We start from the raw sequence: 490 nt of genomic DNA, 5'->3' as shown, positions 1-490 counted from the left end.
ATGTAATAGAGCAAATCAATCTAGCTTTAGGTAGTAGATTTGATGACAAGTTACATAGTGTATTAACTGGTGCAAGTAATAAAGGTATTGAGTGGATTCATCCATATATTGATGAGGAGGGAGAACTCAAGTTTTTTAGAGTACCAGCTGAGCAAGCAGTACCGATATGGAAAGATAGAGAGCACGAAAAACTCGAAGCATTTATACGTTTTTATAAAATTGAAGACGAAATGAAAGTAGAATACTGGGACGAAACATTCATTAATTATTATATATATGATAATGGAAGTTTAATAAGAGATTACTCACGTAATTTAAGAAGTCAAGAAACTCATTTTAGTACTGGTTCATGGGGGCGTATTCCTTTTATACCATTTAAAAATAACGATGCCGAAAGCTCAGATTTGTTTATGTATAAAACTCAAATAGATGCATATAATAGGCGTTTATCTGATACAGCAAATATGTTTAAAGAATCGAATGAATTAAT

At 31.4% G+C, this 490-nt stretch carries 1 protein-coding gene; it reads left to right on the top strand.

Translation table 11 applies throughout. The annotated features are described in order from the left end of the window. On the top strand, nucleotides 1–490 hold a 490-nt coding region (locus ACF91D_RS31750), incomplete at both ends, for a phage portal protein (protein ID WP_392438696.1).

The sequence above is a fragment of the Staphylococcus sp. 231237_7MaSpsaltlick genome (genome assembly GCF_043107035.1).
Note: the sequence above shows the minus strand (reverse complement) of the source record. Positions and strands in the feature narration are given on the sequence as shown.